The 21,569-nt window shown below is 41.6% G+C and carries 23 protein-coding genes; 8 read left to right on the top strand and 15 right to left on the bottom strand.

Annotated features, from left to right (window positions below; genetic code table 11):
* The first annotated feature begins 12 nt into the window (after positions 1-12).
* The 3 genes from F952_RS00695 (at position 13) to msrA (ending at position 2,342) form a co-directional block, all read left to right on the top strand.
* Entirely contained in the window at positions 13-1,071 is a 1,059-nt protein-coding gene (locus tag F952_RS00695; protein ID WP_004920128.1) for an Lnb N-terminal periplasmic domain-containing protein, read from the top strand.
* A 153-nt stretch (positions 1,072-1,224) separates the two neighbouring features.
* The gene (locus F952_RS00700) at positions 1,225-1,722 is read left to right on the top strand and encodes an META domain-containing protein (protein WP_004920132.1); all 498 of its coding nucleotides are present in this window, start codon (positions 1,225-1,227) and stop codon (positions 1,720-1,722) included.
* Between the two features lie 98 nt (positions 1,723-1,820).
* Entirely contained in the window at positions 1,821-2,342 is a 522-nt protein-coding gene (gene msrA, locus F952_RS00705; RefSeq protein ID WP_004920134.1) for a peptide-methionine (S)-S-oxide reductase MsrA, read from the top strand.
* Positions 2,343-2,398: 56 nt separating this feature from the next.
* On the opposite strand, the gene F952_RS00710 is transcribed toward msrA, so the two are convergent.
* The 5 genes from F952_RS00710 to F952_RS00730 form a co-directional block, all read right to left on the bottom strand.
* On the bottom strand, positions 2,399-2,803 hold the full coding sequence (locus F952_RS00710; protein WP_004920137.1) for an ExbD/TolR family protein: 405 nt from the start codon (positions 2,801-2,803) through the stop codon (positions 2,399-2,401).
* On the bottom strand, positions 2,803-3,426 hold the full coding sequence (locus F952_RS00715; RefSeq protein ID WP_004920139.1) for a MotA/TolQ/ExbB proton channel family protein: 624 nt from the start codon (positions 3,424-3,426) through the stop codon (positions 2,803-2,805). Before F952_RS00715 ends, F952_RS00710 begins: the two co-directional genes overlap by 1 nt.
* A 19-nt stretch (positions 3,427-3,445) precedes the next feature.
* Positions 3,446-4,228, bottom strand: coding sequence for a TonB family protein (locus tag F952_RS00720; RefSeq protein WP_004920142.1), 783 nt, complete (start codon positions 4,226-4,228; stop codon positions 3,446-3,448).
* 309 nt (positions 4,229-4,537) lie between these two features.
* Positions 4,538-5,404 (bottom strand): formyltetrahydrofolate deformylase, encoded by an 867-nt coding sequence (gene purU / locus F952_RS00725; protein WP_004920145.1) that lies wholly within the window; start codon positions 5,402-5,404, stop codon positions 4,538-4,540.
* 84 nt (positions 5,405-5,488) lie between these two features.
* The gene (locus tag F952_RS00730) at positions 5,489-6,178 is read right to left on the bottom strand and encodes a TetR/AcrR family transcriptional regulator (protein ID WP_004920148.1); all 690 of its coding nucleotides are present in this window, start codon (positions 6,176-6,178) and stop codon (positions 5,489-5,491) included.
* A 119-nt stretch (positions 6,179-6,297) separates the two neighbouring features.
* Between F952_RS00730 and F952_RS00735 the strand changes: the two genes are divergently transcribed.
* The 4 genes from F952_RS00735 (at position 6,298) to F952_RS00750 (ending at position 10,176) form a co-directional block, all read left to right on the top strand.
* On the top strand, positions 6,298-7,746 hold the full coding sequence (locus F952_RS00735; protein WP_004920150.1) for a coniferyl aldehyde dehydrogenase: 1,449 nt from the start codon (positions 6,298-6,300) through the stop codon (positions 7,744-7,746).
* 166 nt (positions 7,747-7,912) lie between these two features.
* A complete protein-coding gene (gene rpmB / locus F952_RS00740) occupies positions 7,913-8,149 on the top strand; it encodes a 50S ribosomal protein L28 (RefSeq protein WP_000048256.1) in 237 nt (78 codons plus the stop codon).
* Between the two features lie 12 nt (positions 8,150-8,161).
* Positions 8,162-8,317, top strand: a complete 156-nt coding sequence (gene rpmG, locus F952_RS00745) for a 50S ribosomal protein L33 (protein ID WP_001205031.1) — start codon at positions 8,162-8,164, stop codon at positions 8,315-8,317.
* 140 nt (positions 8,318-8,457) lie between these two features.
* A complete protein-coding gene (locus F952_RS00750; RefSeq protein ID WP_004920154.1) occupies positions 8,458-10,176 on the top strand; it encodes a cation:proton antiporter in 1,719 nt (572 codons plus the stop codon).
* 61 nt (positions 10,177-10,237) lie between these two features.
* Here F952_RS00750 and F952_RS00755 read toward each other — a convergent pair whose 3' ends face one another.
* The 10 genes from F952_RS00755 to F952_RS00800 form a co-directional block, all read right to left on the bottom strand.
* A complete protein-coding gene (locus tag F952_RS00755; RefSeq protein ID WP_004920156.1) occupies positions 10,238-10,516 on the bottom strand; it encodes a hypothetical protein in 279 nt (92 codons plus the stop codon).
* A 112-nt stretch (positions 10,517-10,628) separates the two neighbouring features.
* Positions 10,629-11,132, bottom strand: a complete 504-nt coding sequence (locus F952_RS00760; RefSeq protein ID WP_004920159.1) for a DUF6586 family protein — start codon at positions 11,130-11,132, stop codon at positions 10,629-10,631.
* 118 nt (positions 11,133-11,250) lie between these two features.
* The gene (locus F952_RS00765; RefSeq protein ID WP_011182057.1) at positions 11,251-11,622 is read right to left on the bottom strand and encodes an ASCH domain-containing protein; all 372 of its coding nucleotides are present in this window, start codon (positions 11,620-11,622) and stop codon (positions 11,251-11,253) included.
* Positions 11,615-11,875 carry an RNA recognition motif domain-containing protein gene (locus F952_RS00770; protein ID WP_004920165.1) on the bottom strand — a complete coding sequence of 87 codons (261 nt, stop codon included), beginning with the start codon at positions 11,873-11,875 and terminating at the stop codon, positions 11,615-11,617. The genes F952_RS00765 and F952_RS00770 overlap by 8 nt, the downstream gene beginning before the upstream one ends.
* Before the next feature lie 58 nt (positions 11,876-11,933).
* Positions 11,934-13,904, bottom strand: a complete 1,971-nt coding sequence (locus tag F952_RS00775) for an ATP-dependent helicase (RefSeq protein WP_017385265.1) — start codon at positions 13,902-13,904, stop codon at positions 11,934-11,936.
* A 99-nt stretch (positions 13,905-14,003) separates the two neighbouring features.
* A complete protein-coding gene (locus F952_RS00780; protein ID WP_171056897.1) occupies positions 14,004-14,579 on the bottom strand; it encodes an HdeD family acid-resistance protein in 576 nt (191 codons plus the stop codon).
* 217 nt (positions 14,580-14,796) lie between these two features.
* A complete protein-coding gene (gene topA, locus F952_RS00785) occupies positions 14,797-17,442 on the bottom strand; it encodes a type I DNA topoisomerase (RefSeq protein WP_004920177.1) in 2,646 nt (881 codons plus the stop codon).
* 36 nt (positions 17,443-17,478) lie between these two features.
* The gene (locus tag F952_RS00790) at positions 17,479-17,928 is read right to left on the bottom strand and encodes a hypothetical protein (RefSeq protein ID WP_004920180.1); all 450 of its coding nucleotides are present in this window, start codon (positions 17,926-17,928) and stop codon (positions 17,479-17,481) included.
* Between the two features lie 185 nt (positions 17,929-18,113).
* Positions 18,114-19,118, bottom strand: a complete 1,005-nt coding sequence (locus F952_RS00795) for a hypothetical protein (RefSeq protein WP_004920183.1) — start codon at positions 19,116-19,118, stop codon at positions 18,114-18,116.
* Positions 19,119-19,171: 53 nt separating this feature from the next.
* Positions 19,172-19,417, bottom strand: coding sequence for a SlyX family protein (locus tag F952_RS00800; protein WP_004920189.1), 246 nt, complete (start codon positions 19,415-19,417; stop codon positions 19,172-19,174).
* A 34-nt stretch (positions 19,418-19,451) separates the two neighbouring features.
* On the opposite strand from F952_RS00800, the gene F952_RS00805 reads away from it, so the two are divergent.
* Positions 19,452-21,356, top strand: a complete 1,905-nt coding sequence (locus F952_RS00805) for an ATP-binding cassette domain-containing protein (RefSeq protein ID WP_004920192.1) — start codon at positions 19,452-19,454, stop codon at positions 21,354-21,356.
* Positions 21,357-21,569: the final 213 nt, after the last annotated feature.

The following is a 21,569-nucleotide window of genomic DNA, read 5'->3' on the forward strand; positions in this document are numbered from 1 at the left end:
TGATTGTCTGCGATGCATAATATTGGAAAAAAAGAATTTTTACATGCCCTAGGGACGGGGCTTCTCTCTATGATCTTTAGTCTTTTTGTGGTGTTTTCCAGCGTATGGTTGTGTCTGGCGCTATGGATTCAACAACCGTTTGGCTGGCTCATCAGCCGTATTTTGATTGGTCTTTGGCTTATATTTGCGCTGAGTGTTTTAGGAATTTATATCACCCAGCACTTTCTGGGTCGTGGTAAAGATAGTCTGCTTTATATGGTTGCTTTTGCTTGTAGCCTGATTTGGTATTTTAATATCCAACCACAGCAAAACCGTAGCTGGGATCCTGAGGTCTCTCGCTTGCTTTCCTACCAACGACAAGGCAATCAGATTACCCTACATAACGTACGTAACTTTAACTGGAACATGGATGGTAGCTATACCGAACAATGGGATACTCGTCGCTACGATCTTAACCAGATTCAGGGTGTAAACATTATTACGTCTTACTGGATGGGTCCGCAAATTGCACATACACTTGTCAGCTTTGAATTTACCAATCAAACACCACTGGTCTTTTCCATCGAGATTCGTAAGGAAAAAAATGAAAGCTTTTCTGCCATAGGCGGTTTTTTTCGTCAGTTTGAATTAAGTCTGGTCGCGGCTGATGAAAAAGATATTGTTTACACACGCAGTAATATCCGTAAAGAACAAGTTTATCTCTTTCCCATCAAGATGCCAAAACCACAGGCCAAGGCCTTATTTTTGGAATATTTAAAAACTGCCGATGAGCTACGCGCAGAACCAAAATGGTATAACACACTTACCAGTAACTGTACCACACTGGTGTTTGATATGGCTCAAGCGATTAATCCTGACAAACTGCCCAAAGATTATCGCTTACTGGCATCAGGTTATTTGCCCAATTATCTGTACGACCTCAAAGTTTTGAGCCATCACTATAGTATGCCGCAATGGTACAAAATGGCGTATATCAATGAACGTGCTACCGAATATGAAACTTTTAAATATAAAACCAGTACGCACTTTTCAGAAGTAATTCGACAAGGCCTGCCACGTGTCGAACAGTGATGCAAGCCATTTGTTGTTGAGTCACTTAATGGTAAATCAATATAAAAATTTAATGCGAAAACGATACATAAACTCACTATGTTCTTCGCCTTCTATCTATGCTGTTTTGTTTTTCTATCTGCCATTGATATTCGAGCAAAGAGCAGTCATATAATGAAACAACTTTTTCTAGGTTCAAGTCTGTGTGTAGCTTTGATTATGTCTGGTTGCACCAGTACACCGACTTCACCAGCTGGACCCATAGCATCAAACTCCCCCCATACAACAGCAAATGCATCATCATTACCGCAGATTTCACCTTCTTTGTTTAAACAGCATTGGATTGCCAGTGAAATTAATGGTTTTCAGGTTGATCCAAAAGCAACGAATAAACCCAGCCTTCAGCTAGACCAAGCAACAAAACGTTTTAGTGGTTCTGATGGTTGTAATCGTATTATGGGCAGTTATCAACTGAGCTCTGATCAGCTCAATTTTGGAGCAGTTGCGACCACGAAAATGCTCTGTGCTTCTGCTGACCAAAACCTGACATTGCAATATAAACAGTCTCTTGAAAAAACAACACAATATCGTGTGAGTCCAGAACACCTAATTTTACTCGACAGCACAGGTTCAACACTTCTTGTTTTTGATGTAGCTCAATCCGTAAATTAAATGTTCAAGGGCTTTTTATTGAGCAGATCGTCACGATATAGATTGTAGGTTCATAAAAAACCTTTATAGTAAATTCATTTGTTATTTTGAGGACCATCATGCAACAGGCATTATTTGGCGGTGGATGTTTCTGGTGTACCGAAGCCGTATTTCAACAAATCCGTGGCGTTGAAAAAATCGTAAGTGGTTATGCTGGCGGTGTAAATGAAAATCCTACATACGAAGCCGTGTGTACAGGTGAAACCAATCATGCTGAAGTAATTCTGATTGACTTTGATGAATCACAAGTCAGTTATGATGATTTATTACATGTATTTTTCGCTATTCATGATCCAACGACGCTGAACCGTCAAGGCAATGATATTGGTACTCAATATCGCTCAGTCATTTATTATTTTGATGAACATCAAAAACAAGATGCTGAAAAACTGATTGCCGAGTTAAAAGCTGAAGGCATGAGTGTAGTGACTGAACTGAGTCCAATGCCCACTTTTTATCCAGCCGAAGATTATCATCAGGATTTTTATACAAAGAATCCATCACAAGGTTTTTGTAATTTTGCAATTCCTCCAAAAATTGCCAAATTACGTAGCAAATTTCAGTCTTTACTCAAAGCCTGAACAAAAAAAAGCAACTCGATCGAGTTGCTTTTTTTATTGCGCTGAATCAAGCGCGTTTAATTTTCACTGACAAAAGCAATATCGCTGAGTCCGGCTCCACTCGCGCGAGACATCACTTGTGCTACTGTATCGTAACGTGATTCTTTATCTGCTTTTAACATCACTGTTGGTTTCTGAGCTGACTGGCCAGCTTCTTGAAAGCGTTTTTGCAACTCATCCAATGTAATTGCTTCTTGTCCCCACGAAACATCACCATTTGAATTAATACTAATGGTAATTTCTTTCGGTGGTGGTGGCTGAATTTCAGCTGTTGTTTTTGGCAAACTTAATGGTACCGATGGGTTTGCAACCGTTGCTGTGACCAAAAAGATGATCATCAGTACCAACATAATGTCAATTAACGGAATGAGATTCATCTCATTCATGCCACTGTCGTGGTCTTCACCCAGTTGAAAAGCCATTAAGCTTGACCTCCAGCATAGCTTTGTTGCGCTGCCTTCGTTTCAGATTTTGGATCTACAGATTCTTGCTGCAACATGGTATCAATCAATAAGCTATGTGCCTGATCTTGAAGATCATGCGCCAAGCCACGATTAAAACGTACACAAATGTTGTAAGCCAATACCGCAGGAATTGCAACAGCCAGACCCAAACCTGTCATGATCAGTGCTTCGCCTACAGGAGTTGCCACTTGTGCCAAACCAGCCTGACCACTTTTACCGACTGCAACCAGCGCATGGAAAATACCCCATACCGTTCCAAATAAGCCGACAAATGGTGCAATCGAAGCAATAGTTCCTAATACTGCTACACCCTTTTCTGCATTTGATTTTTCAGCAGAAATCTGACGAAGTAAAGCTTGTTCTGCAACTGCCTTACGTTGTTCAAATGTGAGATGTGTAAACTTTGCTTTCAAGCTTGATAATGCTTTAGATAGTTGAGCATAAGCTTGTTGTTTTAATTGGCGTGTTCCCATCAAACGTAAGATGAAAATTGTCCATGTTGCAATCGACATTGCCAAAAGCACGAAGTACAGTGTTTTGCTGACTGCATCTGCATGTTGCCAATAAACTGAAAAGTTCATACTCGAACTCCTGAAAATGTTAGCCGTTAGGATTTAATGTTAGGTCAAAAGGTTGCTCTGCACGAATCGGATAAGCCACACCATTTTCTTTATACGGTTTGAATCTCGCACCACGTACCGAACGTAAGATTTTTTCATCCAGTGCAGGAATACCACTACTACGCGTGATCCGCGCATTGATAATCTTGCCCGTTTCGTCTGCCTCGATCATGACCACAATACTGCGTGTTTCACCCTGTAAATCACGATTGGTATATGACGGACGAGGTGTACGACTCCACTGCACACCAGAACCACCAATCGATACATTTTTCGGAGAGGGTTCACGGTTGACCTGTGGCTGTGCTGCAGGCTGAGGTTTTGGTTTTTCCGCCACTTTTTCTGTGATCGTCGTGTTGGTTGTTAAAGGTTTAACATCCACTTGAGGTTCGACTTTCACGACCTGTTTAGGAGTTTCAGCTTTTTTGACTTGCTGAACTTTTTCTACTTTCTTTGGTGGCGGCGCAACTTTCTCAACGACCTTAACTTCCTTCACCTCTTTTTTAGGCTTAGGTTGTTCTTTTTTAGGTTCTTCCTTTGGTTTTGGAGGCAATGGTGGTGGGGCCTGAATCTTGACAAACCGAACATTGAGCGGTTTTTTCTCAATTGGCTTGAGCTCTGGGCTCTTCATTTGACTGACAGCCCACAAAACACCCACATGACCAATCACAACCGCAACAAGTGCAGCGATGACCTTTTTCTTCATCGGATTGGGAGAATTCGGAGGAGAAGAATTCAAAGTTAATGCAGGAGATTGACTCATGTGAATCTAATTACCTATTTGAAAACCAAATATTCATTGCAAAGTGTAAGAGCGATTTAGCTGATCGGTTCAAACAATTAAAGTAACGCAATAATAAATGAGAAGTGTTTTCATTTGCAACTGTTTTTTTACAGATTGTTAATCTTCATCAAAAACCCAATAAATATCATTTCATTGGACTACAGCCGAAAAAATCGCAGCTCATTTATCAACAATTTAATCTGAGATAAATTATGTTATAACATAATACTTTATTCGACTAAAAAAAGTATGCATCTCCACATACTTTTTCTGTAAATGAGATTTATTTTATTGAAAAACAACGGTTTTATTGCCATCAACAATAATTCGATCTTCAAGGTGCCATTTCACCGCACGTGCCAGCACATTACGCTCGACATCTTGGCCCAGTTCACGTAACTGTTCAACGGTAAAGTCATGATTGACTCGTTCTACGTCCTGCTCAATGATCGGCCCCTGATCTAAATCGGCCGTAACGTAGTGTGCAGTTGCACCAATTAGCTTCACCCCTTTTTCATGGGCTTGTTTATACGGATTAGCCCCCACAAATGCAGGTAGGAATGAATGATGAATATTGATAATTTTCATCTCCCAACGCTCAACGAAGGCTTCATCCAGAATTTGCATGTAGCGTGCAAGGACTAACAAGTCATTGCCCTGCATCAATTCGTCAATTTGGGCGTAAGCTTCACGTTTGTTCTCTTTATTGACAGGAACCACTTCAAACGGAATACCAAAATTTTCTACCGCTTCACGTAAGTCTTCGTGATTTGATACAACTTTAGTAATTTCACATGGTAAACCACCACGCGAATGACGCCATAGCAACTCTAAAAGAGCATGATCGACTTTAGAAACTAAAATCCCCACTTTCTTCAACTCATTGACAAAAGCCAAACGCCATTGCATGTTATAACGCTCAGCAACATTCGCAGAGAAAGTCTGGATCAATGTATCTTTACGACTTTGTAAATGCTCTAACTCAAACTCAACACGCATGAAATAACGGCCACCTTGAGCTTCTGTAGCATATTGATCAAGTGCGGTAATGTTTGCTCCCTGATGATACAAAAAGCTCGATACAGCTTGCACGATCCCGGGCCTATCTTCACAAGTAATCAGTAGACGTGCTGTATTGGCAGTAGTGGTGTTCATTTGATTAATATCACTATAGGTCAGTTAAAAAACAAGCCGATTATTCTAGCGCGTTTTTATCTCAGACTGAATAGGGCTCATCAATTACTCACTTTTCAACGACAGACTCGCAAACAATTCAGATTGCCCAAAACTTTCGAGTAAGCGCTCATAAGTTTCACGGCTTTCCCCCATCAAATAAGGCCCTTCCAAAAACACCATCTGACGTAATGCCTGCCATACCCACTTTTCTTCCAGATGATTACTATCACTGATATGTCCAGACATATACAGAAAATTAGTCCAGTTGGTTAGTACAATCCAAAGATTAATAATCAGCGCTTCAATTTCCGAGGTGGTCATTTTCATGAGTCCAGCATCGACAAAAGCCTGATAAATCTTTTGACCTTGCTGCATCACCTGCCCAGCAAATTTTGGATAAATCTTTTTAAAATCATCATTATTTTCAACCAGATGATAAACATCTCGATGTAAAAAACGGTATTGCCATAACTGTCCACTCAACACCTGAAAATAACGGATTTTGTCATTTGCATTTAAAAGTCGATCTTCGGGAAGTGCCAACATCTCAAGCGTTTCCTTCTGATAATGCTCCATGAGTTCTTTGATAATTTCTTGTTTGTTTCTGAAATGGTAATAAAGATTGCCTGGACTGATCCCCAGTTCAGCAGCAATATGATTGGTCGTCACAGAACGTTCTCCACGTTCGTTAAACAGTTGCAAACTGATCTGTAAGATACGATCTTTAGTTTTAAGTACTTTTGATACAGACATTCTTAGTAACCGTTGATATTCAATAGGTTAGAAAACTAACACAGAAACAGACTTGACTCTTTAGAGTATTTACTCTAAAAAATATAGTATAGCTAAATTTCACACTATGGTAGCGTGTCATGAACAGTCAAACAAAAACAACTTCGATGACTCCACATTCATTCGATATTCATCATTTACAGGACGTACTTGATCAGCAAAAACGAGCATATCAGCGCTATCCTGTTCCATCTGCAAAAGATCGTATTGATCGTCTAGCACGGTTGAAACGAATTCTGATTAAATATCAAGACCAGTTCGCAGAAGCCATTAACCGAGATTATGGTAATCGCTCGGTAGGTGAAACCAAAATTGGTGAGTTACTCACCTGTCTTGAGCATGTTGGTTATTATAGCAAGCATTTAACACAGTGGATGAAACCTTCTAAACGCCACATTAGTATTCTGCATCAGCCAGCAAAAGGCTGGGTCGAGTATCAACCGCTTGGTGTGATTGGTATTATTACCCCTTGGAACTATCCGCTACTGCTGTCGGTAGGTCCGCTTATTTGCGCGCTTGCTGCTGGCAATCATGCCATGATTAAAATTTCCAGCGCATCAGCACATTTTGGACAAGTGCTGGAAAATGCTCTTTCGGAAGCATTTCCACAGGAGTTGGTCACCGTCATTAATGGTGGTGGCGCGATTTCAGATGCATTTAGTCATCTACCTTTTGATAAGATGATCTTCACAGGTTCAACCAGTGTTGGCAAAACCGTAATGGCTGCAGCCTCAGAAAATCTAGTTCCTGTGATTTTAGAACTTGGCGGAAAATCACCTGCAATTGTTCACCCATCTATGGATATGAAAGAAGCAGCGCAGCGTCTTGCAGTAGGTAAGCTGTGGAATGCAGGTCAAACCTGTGTCGCTCCAGATTATGTTTTCTTGCCAAAAGGCCGCTCTGCCGAGTTTATCGAAAACTTTAAACTGATTGCTCTGAATATGTATCCACACTTCCGTGACAATCAAGACTATACCTCTATTATTAATGATAAACAGTATCGTCGTTTACAAGGCTATTTAGATGATGCACGTGAACATGGTGCACGTGTTATTGAAGTGAATCCTCACAATGAATCGCTTGATGACGTGCGCAAGATTGCCCCAACGCTACTGACAGGGGTTACGACCGAAATGGACATCATGAAGAATGAAATCTTTGGTCCAATTTTTCCAATTTTTGAATATGATCAAATGGAAGACGTAATCGAGTTTATTAATCGCCGTCCACGTCCACTTGCGCTATACTACTTCGACTTTGATCAGGCACGTGCCGATTATATTGCACAGCGTACTCACTCAGGCCATTTTGGTCTAAATACAGTACTTACTCATGTTGCTCAGGACGATCTTCCATTTGGAGGCGTTGGCGCATCGGGTATGGGTAAATACCACGGCCCAGAAGGTTTTTTCAACTTGTCGCATGAACGTTCAATGATGTCGAATCCAAAGCTGTATAGCTTAAAATATATTCTGCCACCATTTAACAAACCTATTCATCGACTCATTTCTAAAACACTTCTACGATAACCTGATCAAGGCATGATCTGTTACACTGGATCATGCCGCGTTTTTACCGAATTCGCTTGTCTTTTAATCGTATTTTTGGTATAAAACGCCCCTTGAATAAATTCAATCCGTTTATTTGTTTGACTGGCCACAGAATTGCTGTTGGCTAAATCAATGGAGTTCCACCATGTCTAAGGTTTGCCAAGTTACCGGCAAGCGTCCAGTCGTTGGAAACAACGTCTCACACGCCAACAACAAAACCAAGCGCCGGTTCGAGCCGAACCTGCATCACCACCGTTTTTGGTTAGAAAGCGAAAAACGTTTTGTACGTCTTCGTTTAACCACTAAAGGTATGCGTATTATCGACAAATTGGGCATTGAAAAGGTTGTAGCTGATCTTCGTGCTCAAGGCCAAAAGATCTAAGGAGACCTTGCAATGCGTGACAAGATTCGCTTAGTTTCTTCAGCTGGTACTGGTTATTTCTACACTACCACGAAGAACAAACGTACTATGCCGGAAAAAATGGAAATCAAAAAATTTGATCCAAAAATCCGTCAACACGTCATCTTCAAAGAAGCTAAAATCAAATAATTTTAGATTCTTTAAAAAAACGACTTCAATAGAAGTCGTTTTTTTTTGCATTCTTTTTCTTCAGCTTGATAAACTTTCAATTATTAAAACTTGGCATTTTTTATGCTTGTTGTTGTAAATCGACTATTAAGGAGTATTGAGTGCCACATGACGTAGATTTAATTATCTTACTAGCAGTCGGATTTGGTATCGCCCTCATTTTTGGCTATATCGCTGCTCGTCTACGCTTACCACCGCTCATCGGCTATTTGATCGCAGGCATTATTATTAGCCCCAATACACCTGGTGTTGTTGCAGATATGCAACTGGCCAATCAGCTTGCCGAACTGGGTGTCATGTTTTTGATGTTTGGCGTGGGGATGCATTTCTCACTGAATGATTTGCTACAAGTCCGCCGAATTGCACTTCCAGGTGCAATCCTACAAATTGCAGTTGCGACCCTGTTAGGGTTTGGCGTATCGATGTGGTGGGGATGGAACTTTGGTTCAGCCTTAGTCTTTGGTTTAAGTTTGTCCTGTGCCAGTACGGTTGTATTACTTAAAGCTTTGGGAGATCGAGGTTTACTCGATTCTGTCAATGGTAAGATTGCTGTTGGCTGGCTTCTGGTTGAAGATCTGGTGATGGTACTGGTATTGGTACTCTTACCTGCAACAGCCGTACTACTGGGTGGCAAAGAGCTGGCTCATGCTGGCGCAAGCCAAAATATCTGGCTAACACTTGGAATTACGCTACTTAAAGTCGCTGGTTTTATCGCCTTCATGTTGATTATTGGTAAACGTTTGGTACCACTGATCATGCAGTTTGTGGCACGTTTGGGCTCACGTGAGCTGTTTACGCTCACTGTTGTGGCTGCGGCAGTCTCCATTGCCTATGGCTCGTATGCGATCTTCGGGGTCTCAATGGCACTGGGTGCATTCTTTGCAGGCATGGTGGTAAAAGAGTCTGATTTTAGTCACCGGGCAGAAGAAGAAACTCTTCCCCTACGTGAAATTTTCTCTATTTTATTTTTTGTTTCTGTCGGGATGTTATTTGACCCACGCATTCTGGTTGAACAGCCCTTACATATTCTAGCAGTCATCGCCATTATCATGATTGGTAAAACATTGGCAGCCATGGCACTGGTGTTGTTTTTCCGTTATCCCATCAATACCGCACTGACTGTGGGTGCCAGCCTGGCACAAATTGGCGAGTTTTCTTTTATTCTAGCTACACTTGGGGTATCTCTTGGTTTACTCACACTCGATGCTCAGAATTTAATTCTGGCAGGCGCCCTGTTTTCAATTACTCTTAATACTTTTATATTTTCTGCTATTGAACCCATTCAACGCTGGATTCGCGAGCGTTCGCATCTGGCACGTTTGCTCGAACGTAGTGGTGACCCTTTGGCGATGTTGCCTGATGAAGTGGATCAAAACTATCTTCGCGATCAAGTGGTCATGGTTGGCTATGGTGAAGTCGGCCGCCGAATCACCAAGACCTTAATGCAGCAAGAAATTAAGGTGGTGATTGCAGAAGAAAACCGCGAGATTGTCGAAGACTTACGTAAAAAAGGCATCGCCGCAGTAAGCGGTGAAGCTACCGAGCCAAGTGTATTAATTCAGGCACATATCATGCACGCACGAATGCTCATTCTATCGCCCATGGATATTCTGGATATTCATCGTATCGTGGATATTGCCAAGCAACTCAACCCTCAAATTGAAGTATTATGCTGTGCTGAAAATAAAGAAGAAGCAGAGATCATTCGTCAAGATGAGATTGGCTTAGTATTTTATGCGAAAGAAGAAATGGCGAAAAATATGAGTCATCATATTTTAGGCCAGATTGAACGTGCACATCATCTATCTTTAGGTCACTGATGCATTGTGTCATTTTAATTCTGTAAAATTGCAAAAAAGCGTACAAATGTACGCTTTTTTATTAGCTTAGATATTGAGGCTGCTCATCTACAACTTCTGCCTGCAACTGATTGACTTGTTTTTCAAGCAATCCAAACAATGCAGCTTGAATCATGTGTTGAGCAACCAATGCAGTTTGATCACCAAGTAACGCTTTGACTTCATCACTAAACTGAATCTTAACCAAAGGCTCTTGCTCTGAATCTGCATTGCGCAAAGCCAATTCGCCACCTTCAAGTTGAACCAACTCTAATATCGCTTCTTGATTACCAAATAACTCTTTTAACTGTTCTATAGACATAAATCCTCCATGTTACAACATGGTGGCAAAGGGCACCTGCACTTTGCATACTGTAGAATTTATATATAGGAGCTCTTTCCACAAATTTCAAGCGCTATGATCTGATTATCTACTAGAACTCAACCATTTCATTACGAAAACCGTCAATCAACTGACTAAGCTCACGATGCCATTCGCGTAAAATTTTCACGTCTGGCAGCCAAGATTGCGGCCCTTGTGTCACCTTGATAATCAAATTAGAAGAAGTTTCGGCTTCTGGTGTTGGTTCTGTTGGTTCAGGGGCATATTGACACATACGGTAGGCACGTTTAAGTTCAGCAATAAAGCCATCTTTGGCAATCTGCTGCAATACAGAAATTTCAGGCGATACTTGACCTTTTTCTGCCATTTTCTCTTCAATCGACTTGAGTGTCGGCTGTACATCGTTTAATCGATAATAACGTACCAATTCTTGCAGGAAAGCTAAAACTGCGCCATGTAAGTGAAACACGGCTGCCTCACGATATGCCTGCGCTTGCTGAACATGTTCTGTTTGCTCGGCTTGCTGACACGCCAAGCGAGCAAAGTAAAGTTTCTGATTGGTACGATCAGCATGATAACGGGCAACGCGAGACATAATTTTTTCCTTACTTTATTCATCAACACCAAGTAACTTTAATACACTAGATAGAGATCAGCTCTAGCTACGTTTTCACTCTTCGGTTTTTCCTACAAAAATTGGCAAGACTATCCACTTAAAGCTTTACATCATGAGCCATATCTAGTTTATACAATTTTCTCTTTGCCAACACTCGAAACGTTTCATTCAATGGGCGAACATGGCTAATGACCCATGCGAAATAGCCCTCTGACCATGCCGATGCACAGGCAGCTTCTACTTCGTGAGCCTGCCAAGGATGTACCGATTCTATATCGATCCACGCTACAGCACGCCCCCACTCTGTCGCATGGTGTTGTGTTGAAAAGTGATCATTTTCAATAATCAGGAGATCGCGAATTGGAAGAACATCAGGTCTCCATGATCGCACTTCCAAAGTCTTTAGTCCTTGTGCGATACGCGTCCCACTAGGTGCAACGATTGACAAAGCCCAAGCATCTTTAAGCATTATTTTGGTTGTTTTGCTCATCTGCTGCCTTAACTCGAATGCCAGCACCTTTTACTTTAAACGTATTTAAACCTTTAATCGCCTTAATGGCCTCGCGTGCATGCGGCATTTCAACGAAGCCAAACCCTTTGGATTTGCCCGTCTTCTGATCCAAAACCAGTGTACAAGACGCGACTTGACCAAAAGGTTGAAACAACTCAAGAAGCTCCTGTTCAGTCACAGAACGCTCAAGATTACGAACTAAAATTTTCATATACAACCTTATGTCAAAATAAATGGCAATGTAGAGTAGCCTACATCTTAGCGGCAGTTTACTCGAGATCAATCCCAAAACTAAATCGTTTCTGCCGAACTTGTGTCTTTTGTGGAAATCTAGGCACAGTTTGATGGATATGTGCATCTACTAAGTGTTGAGGCAGATCATTTAAAAAGTAGCTTTCGATTTTTCTGCCCTGTTCATCATATTGATCCTGCGCCCAAGTATTATAATTTTGTTTGGTAATAATTAGCTCATTCTCGGCACGCGTCAATGCCACATATAGCACCCGACGTTCTTCCTCTACTTCATCAAAATCGCCTTGTGCTCGCGCATGAGGATAAGCATTTGGCGAAACATGCGGTACATAACATACCTTTTGCTCGGCACCTTTTGCAGAATGAATGGTAATGATGGTGACCAGGTCCTGATCACCAGAGCGTTCAATCTCTGAAATTGAAACTGGTTCAAGTACATATTCTTCTAAGAACTCAGACAATGCCACATGCTTGCGCCCCAACTGTTTAACCAGATCAAAATCCTTGACCCGTCGTGACCAGTCTTGCGTTTTATAGTTTTGCTCTAATTGTTCGGCCAATGCGTCAAGTGCCAAGCCAATTGAAGCCTCTACATGCTGCTGTAATACATCCAGTTGCTTTAAAATGAGAATGGCTTTGGGATCCACCTTATCGTGACGTTCCAGACGCTCACAACGTGCATCAATATCTGGCAATTGAATCAGCTCATGCGCCAGTTTGCTGGCACCGACATCACCCACGCCATTCCATAACGTGAGAAACCGCATCCATGCAATATCATCTTGAGGATTAATGACGACACGCAGCATACTGAGCACATCTTTCACATGCGCTGATTCAAGCAACTTGACGCCACCAATAAATCGATAAGGAATGTTACAGGAAATTAAGGCCCCTTCCAGATAACGTGCCGAAAAACCTGAGCGGACTAAAATCATATGCTCATGCCAGTGTGCACCCTGCTGGTGACGTGCCAGTAAATCCTGTGCAATCCAGTTGGCTTCTTCAAACTCATTCTGAAAAATATTCAGTTGGGGTTTTAAACCTTGTCCTCGATGTGCTTTCAGCTGCTTGTGATATTCAATTGGACTATGTGCCAATAACCAGTTAGAAATATCCAGAATCTCTTGGGTGGAGCGGTAGTTTTCTTCAAGTGTCAGTACTTCCGCATTGGGAATGCGCTCTTTAAAATGATGGATATTTTCAAAATCTGCGCCTCGAAAGCCATAAATTGATTGAGCATCATCCCCAACACAAAATAGACCAACATGCTCAATCAAGGGTTGTAAAATCCCCCATTGCAACGGGTTGGTATCTTGCATTTCATCAACCAACATGACTTTGCAGAATCTGGTGACCCACTGCACCAGTTCAGGCGAATTTTGCAGATTGACAGCAACAATCGCTAAAATATCATCGTAATCAAGAAAATGACGTTCTTGTTTGCGCTGCTCATAGCTTTGCATGAGTTCTGCAATTTGGACTTTATGTTCAAGTGCTTCAGGTAATTGCTTGATCAAAGCATCTGACAATTTGGATTGTGTGTTGCGTGCATAAGAGTAAACATCACAGAGCTGAGCAGCTTTTGGCAATACATTATTTTTATCTTTACCACGTAACAGACGAAACATCAGCATTTGGTCATCACGATCGATAATTGTGAACTGTCCCAAACCAAAAGCTTGCGGGTTACGTCTAAGCAGATACATACAAAATGTATGAAAGGTTGAGGCACGTAAACCTTTGGCAGGTGCGCCCAAATGCTGTTCCACACGGGTCACAATTTCGCTGGCTGCGCGACGGGTAAAGGTTAATATCTGAATCTGATCAGCTGGCGTACCACGATGAATCAGATGGGCAGCACGTGCAATAATGGTTTTAGTTTTGCCACAGCCTGCACCAGCCAATACCAGACAATGTTGGGCCTGCGTGGTTGCGGCACGATGCTGTTGGGGATTCAATTCACCCATTAACTGCTCAAAACTCATAAGTAAATAACGACAATCATCTAAAAGGGATAGTCTCCAGTGTAGCAGAGTCTATTCATTGAAAGATGAAACAATGCCTAAATCGACATTGAATCATGATCAGGTCGAAGTGGTAGAGCTGTGTGGCAGATGTTTAATAGCGGAGGCTAAACTCAGATAATTTACGCCCTGAAACAATAGATCAACAGCTAAAAATAAACCCAGTACCCAAAAAGGTGCATCAGGAGAGATCAAGATCAAAACACCTGTAACAAAGGTGAGGATACCTGAAAATAGTGTCCAGCCCCAACCAGCAATCGGCTTTAAAATAAAGGCGTTAAAGGTACGAAATACACCCGCAATCAGCAAAAATATAGCCAACAAATTCGTGAGTACAATCGCAGTTGTGATTGGTGTCTTAAATGCATAATAGCCAGCCAGCAGATATAACACACCAAACAGTGCCCACAACCAACGCGTTCCGCCTTGAAATAGCTTAAATGCAGCAACCAAATGTATAAGGCCACCAATCATCATCAATCCACCAAACAGCAAAATCACTGAAAGTGTTGCCATGGCTAAGGATCCAAGCATCAGAACGCCAAAAATAATCATGAGAATTCCGAAAAGTAGATACCACTTACGCTGATGATGGAGTTCATTTCTTATTAAGTCATTGCCCACTGTTTTCATGATTTATCTCGTTATAATGTGTAATTGCTGCTCTATTGTGAGCATGTATCGCACAAGTTTCTGTATAAAAACTGCTTTAAAATTGCACTATTTTGTGGAAATGACTAGATTTTTGCAGAATTTATCGAAATATAAACATCTATATCTTATATCTAATAGAAAATTAGCTTCATAAAAAATGCCGACACAATGTGTCGGCATTTTTAATAGAATCAAAAACCTAAGCTTCGGTCCATTTTCCATCCTGATATACCAGACTCCATTTGGTCTGCTTGCCTTCAGGCGTTTCAGAACCGACATATTGCGCCTGATTTTTACGGCTAAATTTGATCAGTGCTGGATTACCCTCTGGATCTGCATCAGGTGCTTGTAGCAAGTATTGATATTTTGGATCAAGCTGTTCAGCAACTGTCCGTAATTCTGCCACTTTGGGTGCTCGCGTTTCACGGATTTTTGGAAACTTGCTGGCTGCCAGAAAAAGACCTGCTGCACCATCACGCAATACAAAATAGTCATCATGCTTGACCGAACGCAAATGCTCCATCTTGATTGGATCTACACGTGGCGGTGCGGGTTGACCACTTTTCAATACCTTACGGGTATTATCGCAACTGGTGCAGGCAAAATAAGGACCAAAACGTCCTGTCTTTAACTGCATTTCACCATCACACTTATCACATGGAATGGTGGGCCCATCATAACCCTTAATTTTGAATTCGCCCTCTTCAACTTCATAACCGTCGCAGTCTGGATTGTTACCACACACATGAAGTTTACGACCACCATCAATCACATAACTATCCATGGCAGTACCGCATTTTGCACAGCGATGCTTCGCCATCAAATCTGCAGTTTCGGCAGAATCATCATCAGAGAAAGCAGCCAGTGATTCGACTGGTGTTAAATTAAGCGTTCCTTTACAACGTTCTTTTGGTGGTAGGTTATACCCCGAACAGCCTAAAAATACGCCTGTGGTTCCAGTACGAATCTGCATTGGACGGCTACAGAGCTGACATGCCACATCTGGTACTTCAACAGGCTGGTTACGACGCATGCCTTCGGTACTGGCAGCCATATTTAAACGGTTTTTAAAATCACCATAGAAACTATCCAGTAACTCTTTCCAGTTACGCTCACCTGTCGCTACTTTATCCAACTGGCCTTCAAGATCAGCAGTAAATGCATAGTTCATCAGGTTATTAAAGCTTTCATCGAGACGATCGGTGACGATCTCGCCCATTTTTTCGGCAAATAAACGACGATTTTCAAGTTTGACGTAACCACGATCTTGAATCGTAGAAATAATCGCAGCGTATGTCGATGGACGGCCAATTCCACGTTTTTCCAGCTCTTTGACCAAAGATGCTTCGGTAAAACGTGCAGGTGGTTTGGTAAAATGCTGACTTGGGTCAAGTTTTTCAAGCTTGAGCGTTTCACCCACTTTCACTGCTGGTAATAACACATCATCGTCAGATTTGTTGGCACCACGAACTCTGGTAAATCCATCAAATACCAAGGTACGGCCTTTGGCACGTAACTCAACATTGTTGGCATCAACAATCAAAGTAGAAGATAAATATTCGGCAGGTGTCATTTGACAGGCCACAAATTGACGCCAGATCAAATCGTAAAGACGCTGTGCATCACGCTCCATACCTGCAAGCTGATCACCTGTTAGAGCAACATTAGAAGGACGAATCGCTTCATGCGCTTCTTGTGCACCTGCTTTATTGCCATAACGATTTGGTTTTGCAGGGACATATTTGTCACCAAACTGTTGCTGAATATGATCACGCACCATATTGACTGCGTCATCACTCAAGAAGGTCGAGTCGGTACGCATGTAGGTGATGAAACCACCTTCATATAGTCTTTGTGCCAGCATCATGGTTTTTTTCACTGAAAAACCAAGTCGAGTACTGGCAGCCTGCTGTAAAGTCGAGGTGATATAGGGCGCACTTGGATTCACCTTGGTCGGTTTATCCTCGCGTTGTGCAACCTTATACTCGGCATCCTTAAGCAGATTTAAAACCGCATCGGTGTCCGCTTTGTTTCTGAGTTTAAGTGTCTTACCTGCCTGTTTGACGGCTTCCAAACGAATCTGATCTTTTTTAGACAGGGTATCTGCAAAAATCTGCCAGTATTCTTCTGGAATGAATGCACGAATATCCCGTTCACGCTCAACCACCAGCTTCACTGCAACCGATTGAACACGCCCCGCAGATAAACCCCGTGCAATTTTTTCCCAAAGTAATGGCGAAATCATAAAGCCGACAACACGATCCAGAAAACGGCGTGCCTGCTGTGCATTGACTTTATTGGTGTCTAAACGCGCTGGATGCTTAAATGCTTCCTGAATGGCATTTTTGGTAATTTCATTAAATACAACACGTTGATAACGACTGTCATCACCGCCAATGACTTCTTTTAAATGCCAGGCAATGGCTTCTCCTTCACGGTCCAAATCCGTTGCCAGATAAACTTCGTCAACTTGTGAAGCGAGTTTTTTCAGTTCTGCAACGACATGTTCTTTACCTGGTAGAACTTCATAATGGGCTTTCCAGTCATGTTCAGGATCAACACCCATGCGATTAATCAACGCATTTTGTGCTTTCTGCTCTTTTTCTTCGGCAGTCAGTTTAGCGCGCGTTGCTGGCTTTTTTTCACCGGACTTGGCAGAACCCCCTGTTGGCAAATCACGGACATGGCCGACAGAAGATTTAACAATATATTGTGAACCCAGATATTTATTAATGGTTTTCGCTTTCGCAGGCGACTCCACAATCACCAGTGCACGTTTATTACCAGCAGGCTCAGAAGACGCTGTCGTACTTTTTTTGGTGGTGGAACGAGGGGCATTCGCCATAATCAACAGTGATTCCTATAATGGATAAATTAAAAATTAGACAGTCGCCAGACTGTGTAAATACGATTTCATCTCTTCAAGTTGTGTGGCTTTAAGGTCTGCTTCTTCATCCCAGTACATGCCAACGCAGTTTGCCTGCATATCAATAGCATAAATCCCTTTTAATGCAATGGGGTAATCATTAAATTTCGTATCACCTGCCACAACATGTAATTTATTCTCTACAACACAGGCGCGCATTAAAGCCAAACGCGCATCTGGAATTAAAACGCTATAATAAGCCACCATACTGGCACGATTTTCCGATGCCATCGGAATCTTGGTCCATTCTGGAGCAGGAACCAGACGCGGATGCAATCCCATTTTTCGTGCTTTGTCTCGCATCAATCCCAAAGCTTTTTCACGCGGACTAACACGTAAGCCAAAAATTGAACCCAAAACAAAAATCACGATAATAATCGCGACCCATAACCCTAAATGTTCCATACCAAACCCTATCATCTTCTTTTATTAGATTTGCATAAGCGGAATGTAAAACGCAAGTTTTTCGTGCAGATGAAATGTGGATCATCAATTAAAACTAAACAAATATAAGTATTAAATGCTTTACAAGCGACTGAATCACCAATGTTTTTAATCAATCACAATAGTCGTGATCATGATCTATAACATTAATGAATAAACATTTGATGACTGTAATGCAACTGATCACCATTGACTTGAATATACCCTTTATCCATTAACGCTTTTAATAAGTTTTGAATATTGGCCTGAGGAAACCAGTCTTGCAGCATATCACGCAAACTAAAAATATCTTTAGGTCGGCCAAGTTTAAGCTCATCCAGTTTTTGCAGGGCTTGCCACTGCAACTCATCCAAACTTGGAGGAAATGGTCCATCAGATGGTCCATGCTGCTCTTTTAAAAACTGCATAATTGAATCGACATCCCCCACCACAACATGCGGCAAGCCTGCAATTGCGGGCTGTTGTGTCACTGACTGCACTTGGGCAGGTTGAATCGCTATTTCTTGTTCGATGAGCTCTAAATTCAACCATTGTTTCAAAATTTTCTTGCGAAATTTAATCTGCGTTTGATCGCGCTTAATAATCTTAAGATTAATCAACATCGACATAATCTGTGGCACTTGTGCAGGAGAGAGCTGTAAAATATTGGCAATTGAGTTTTTTAATCCCTCTACGGTTAGCGGGATACCTTTCATGGTTTTTCCAACAGCATCACAGTACTTCTTAATTTCTCGTAGCATCGGTTGTTCGTTAAACGACTGCATGCTCGGCAGATGGCATAACGCTTTTTGATTGATCTGCGGTAATACCTGCTCGACAACTTTGCCAGAAGCTTGCAAAATTTCTAGTAGTTGCTGTACAGCAGTATTCTTTGAAATAATTTCAATATTAGCTTCTGGTTCAATCAATGCCAGTAATTGCCCTGCTATGAGCGCATATGCACTTGCTCTATCTTTTATTTTTGGAACATCTAAAATAATGACCTGTCCACTGCTGATCCAGCTTGATAATTCTGTCAATTCATCTAGCGCACATTCCAGTTTATTCTCTGGATGAAACAAGTATATCAATTGTTCATTCTCAATATATAAACGCAAGCTATTGGCTTGAATTGGATTTTTTTCAAGATCAATTAAAATAATGCTTTTCATGTCAAATTACTTCAGGTCAATATACAGACAGATTCACCACACGGTTGATCAGATCAATAATGCGGGGGTTTATTGGTATTTGGATCAAACGGTGCAATTCCCTCAGATAAATCCGAAGCTTCAACACGTTGATACAAAAGCTGCATTTGTTTTTTCAAATCCGCAATTTCTTGTGTCTGCAAAGCCAGTTGAGTATTTAATTGCTCAACTAATTCGTCCAAAAATGCAATTCGGACTTGCAAATCTTCAATGGGTGCGGAAAATGACGCATGATCATCGTAATCTGTTGGTTTAGTCATTTAACTCTCCTCATTTGGGATTTTGGAAAACATTATGGCCTATATTACTTTAAGGGATGTCCAACTGGCATTTGGTGGACCCGCCCTCCTCGATGGCGCGAACTTTGTACTGGAGCGTGGCGAACGAGTGTGTTTAATCGGCCGTAATGGTGAAGGTAAGTCTACTTTACTTAAGCTGATTGAGGGAAGCTTATTACCCGATCGTGGTGAAGTTTCTATTCAAAATGGGCTGACGGTTTCCATGCTGGCTCAGGATGTTCCAATGGATTCGGGCAAAGTCGCCGATATCGTTGCAGATGGTGCAGGTGAAGCGGCGATTGTATTAAGAGCTTATCATGAAGCCAGTGATGCTTGTGTACTGGGCGATATGGAAGCGTGTGATCGTATGGGTCACTTACAGCACAAACTAGATCAAGTCGATGGCTGGGCACTCGAAAACAAGGTCAATACCATTTTAGGTAAAATGGGCCTTGATCCTGATGCAGATTTAGCAGATTTATCAGGTGGACGTAAGCGTCGTGTGTTGCTGGCACGTGCCCTGCTCACTCAGCCTGATATCTTACTTTTGGATGAACCAACCAACCATTTGGATGTCGAAAGTATTGAATGGCTAGAAAAATTTCTACTTGAGCAGAACAATTTAACCTTACTGTTTATTTCGCATGACCGTTCATTTGTAGATCGTTTGGCAACGCGTATTGTAGAACTGGATCGTGGTATTTTGCGCAGCTATGAAGGTAACTATTCACGTTATTTAGATTTAAAAGCACAACAGCTTGAGGCCGAAGAAAAGCAAAATGCCCTGTTTGAGAAGAAACTGGCAGAAGAAGAAGCTTGGATCCGTCAAGGCATTAAGGCACGTCGTACCCGCAACGAGGGTCGTGTTCGTGCATTAAAAGACTTACGTGAGGAATCCAAAGCTCGCCGCTTCCAGCAAGGCAAAGTCAATATGGGCGTCCAGGATGCACAGCGTTCAGGTAAATTGGTTTTTGATATTGAAAATCTTAGCGTGAGTTACGATAGCAACCTCTTGATTCGCGACTTCTCTGCGGTGGTATTACGCGGCGACCGTATTGGCTTAGTCGGTGATAATGGTGTGGGCAAAACCACATTGATCAAAGCGATTTTGGGTGAAATTGAACATACAGGTACAGTGAAAACAGGCACCCAGCTTGAAGTGGCTTATTTTGACCAGTTGCGTAATCAGCTTGAGCTTGAAAAATCAGTGATGGCCAATGTGTCTGAAGGTTCGGACTTTGTTGATGTAAATGGTCAGCGTCGTCATATTTATAGCTATTTACAAGACTTTCTGTTTTCACCTGAACGAGCGCGAACACCTGTTAAAGCACTCTCAGGTGGTGAACGTAATCGCGTATTACTGGCCAAGCTTTTACTCAAACCTTCGAATCTAATCGTGATGGACGAACCCACCAACGATCTGGATATGGTAACTTTAGAATTACTCGAAGAAATGTTGGCTGAATATAAAGGCACATTGCTGTTGATCAGCCATGACCGCGCATTTATGGACAACGTAGTGACATCGACGTGGGTATTCGATGGCAAGGGTAGTATTGAAGAATACGTCGGTGGTTATCAAGACTATCTGTTACAGCGTCCGAATCAAACAGTAGTCGATCAAAAATCTGAAGTAAAAAAAGCTCAAGCCAAAGCTGAAGCAGCAAATACACCTGCTCCTGCTAAAAAGGTGAAGCTAAGTTTTAAAGATCAACGTGAACTTGAACAGCTTCCAGTCGAAATTGAGAAATTAGAAGCCGAGCAAAGTACATTATCGGATGAACTTGCCGACGGTTCATGGTTTCTCAAGGATGCTACTGCTGCGACCCAAGCCAGTCAACGTTTGGCAGAAATTGAAGAAGCACTACTTGAAAAATTAGAGCGTTGGGATGAACTTGAACAAATGAGTAAAGGAAATTAATTTGCGTTCTTCCCTACAGTTTAAATAACGAAAAAGCCCCTGAAATTAAGGGGCTTTTTTCAGAATATATAAATTTTAAGGCTCAAACTCTGTAAAAAAACACGTGATGAGAGATTAAGTTTAGTCAGCCTTAATCGTTTAAAATATCACGCTGATTGAAGATAAGACTTATAAAAATAATTATGTTATATCTACCAATATAATAATATTCGG

This window comes from Acinetobacter baylyi DSM 14961 = CIP 107474, from assembly GCF_000368685.1.
Classification (GTDB): domain Bacteria; phylum Pseudomonadota; class Gammaproteobacteria; order Pseudomonadales; family Moraxellaceae; genus Acinetobacter; species Acinetobacter baylyi.

What these genes read in the sequence shown, in the direction of transcription:
- F952_RS00695 (WP_004920128.1), top strand. Translation starts at nt 13, where the DNA reads ATGCATAATATTGGAAAAAAAGAATTTTTACATGCCCTAGGGACGGGG.
- F952_RS00700 (WP_004920132.1), top strand. Translation starts at nt 1,225, where the DNA reads ATGAAACAACTTTTTCTAGGTTCAAGTCTGTGTGTAGCTTTGATTATG.
- msrA (WP_004920134.1), top strand. Translation starts at nt 1,821, where the DNA reads ATGCAACAGGCATTATTTGGCGGTGGATGTTTCTGGTGTACCGAAGCC.
- F952_RS00710 (WP_004920137.1), bottom strand. Translation starts at nt 2,803, where the DNA reads ATGGCTTTTCAACTGGGTGAAGACCACGACAGTGGCATGAATGAGATG.
- F952_RS00715 (WP_004920139.1), bottom strand. Translation starts at nt 3,426, where the DNA reads ATGAACTTTTCAGTTTATTGGCAACATGCAGATGCAGTCAGCAAAACA.
- F952_RS00720 (WP_004920142.1), bottom strand. Translation starts at nt 4,228, where the DNA reads ATGAGTCAATCTCCTGCATTAACTTTGAATTCTTCTCCTCCGAATTCT.
- purU (WP_004920145.1), bottom strand. Translation starts at nt 5,404, where the DNA reads ATGAACACCACTACTGCCAATACAGCACGTCTACTGATTACTTGTGAA.
- F952_RS00730 (WP_004920148.1), bottom strand. Translation starts at nt 6,178, where the DNA reads ATGTCTGTATCAAAAGTACTTAAAACTAAAGATCGTATCTTACAGATC.
- F952_RS00735 (WP_004920150.1), top strand. Translation starts at nt 6,298, where the DNA reads ATGAACAGTCAAACAAAAACAACTTCGATGACTCCACATTCATTCGAT.
- rpmB (WP_000048256.1), top strand. Translation starts at nt 7,913, where the DNA reads ATGTCTAAGGTTTGCCAAGTTACCGGCAAGCGTCCAGTCGTTGGAAAC.
- rpmG (WP_001205031.1), top strand. Translation starts at nt 8,162, where the DNA reads ATGCGTGACAAGATTCGCTTAGTTTCTTCAGCTGGTACTGGTTATTTC.
- F952_RS00755 (WP_004920156.1), bottom strand. Translation starts at nt 10,516, where the DNA reads ATGTCTATAGAACAGTTAAAAGAGTTATTTGGTAATCAAGAAGCGATA.
- F952_RS00760 (WP_004920159.1), bottom strand. Translation starts at nt 11,132, where the DNA reads ATGTCTCGCGTTGCCCGTTATCATGCTGATCGTACCAATCAGAAACTT.
- F952_RS00765 (WP_011182057.1), bottom strand. Translation starts at nt 11,622, where the DNA reads ATGCTTAAAGATGCTTGGGCTTTGTCAATCGTTGCACCTAGTGGGACG.
- F952_RS00770 (WP_004920165.1), bottom strand. Translation starts at nt 11,875, where the DNA reads ATGAAAATTTTAGTTCGTAATCTTGAGCGTTCTGTGACTGAACAGGAG.
- F952_RS00775 (WP_017385265.1), bottom strand. Translation starts at nt 13,904, where the DNA reads ATGAGTTTTGAGCAGTTAATGGGTGAATTGAATCCCCAACAGCATCGT.
- topA (WP_004920177.1), bottom strand. Translation starts at nt 17,442, where the DNA reads ATGGCGAATGCCCCTCGTTCCACCACCAAAAAAAGTACGACAGCGTCT.
- F952_RS00790 (WP_004920180.1), bottom strand. Translation starts at nt 17,928, where the DNA reads ATGGAACATTTAGGGTTATGGGTCGCGATTATTATCGTGATTTTTGTT.
- F952_RS00795 (WP_004920183.1), bottom strand. Translation starts at nt 19,118, where the DNA reads ATGAAAAGCATTATTTTAATTGATCTTGAAAAAAATCCAATTCAAGCC.
- F952_RS00800 (WP_004920189.1), bottom strand. Translation starts at nt 19,417, where the DNA reads ATGACTAAACCAACAGATTACGATGATCATGCGTCATTTTCCGCACCC.
- F952_RS00805 (WP_004920192.1), top strand. Translation starts at nt 19,452, where the DNA reads ATGGCCTATATTACTTTAAGGGATGTCCAACTGGCATTTGGTGGACCC.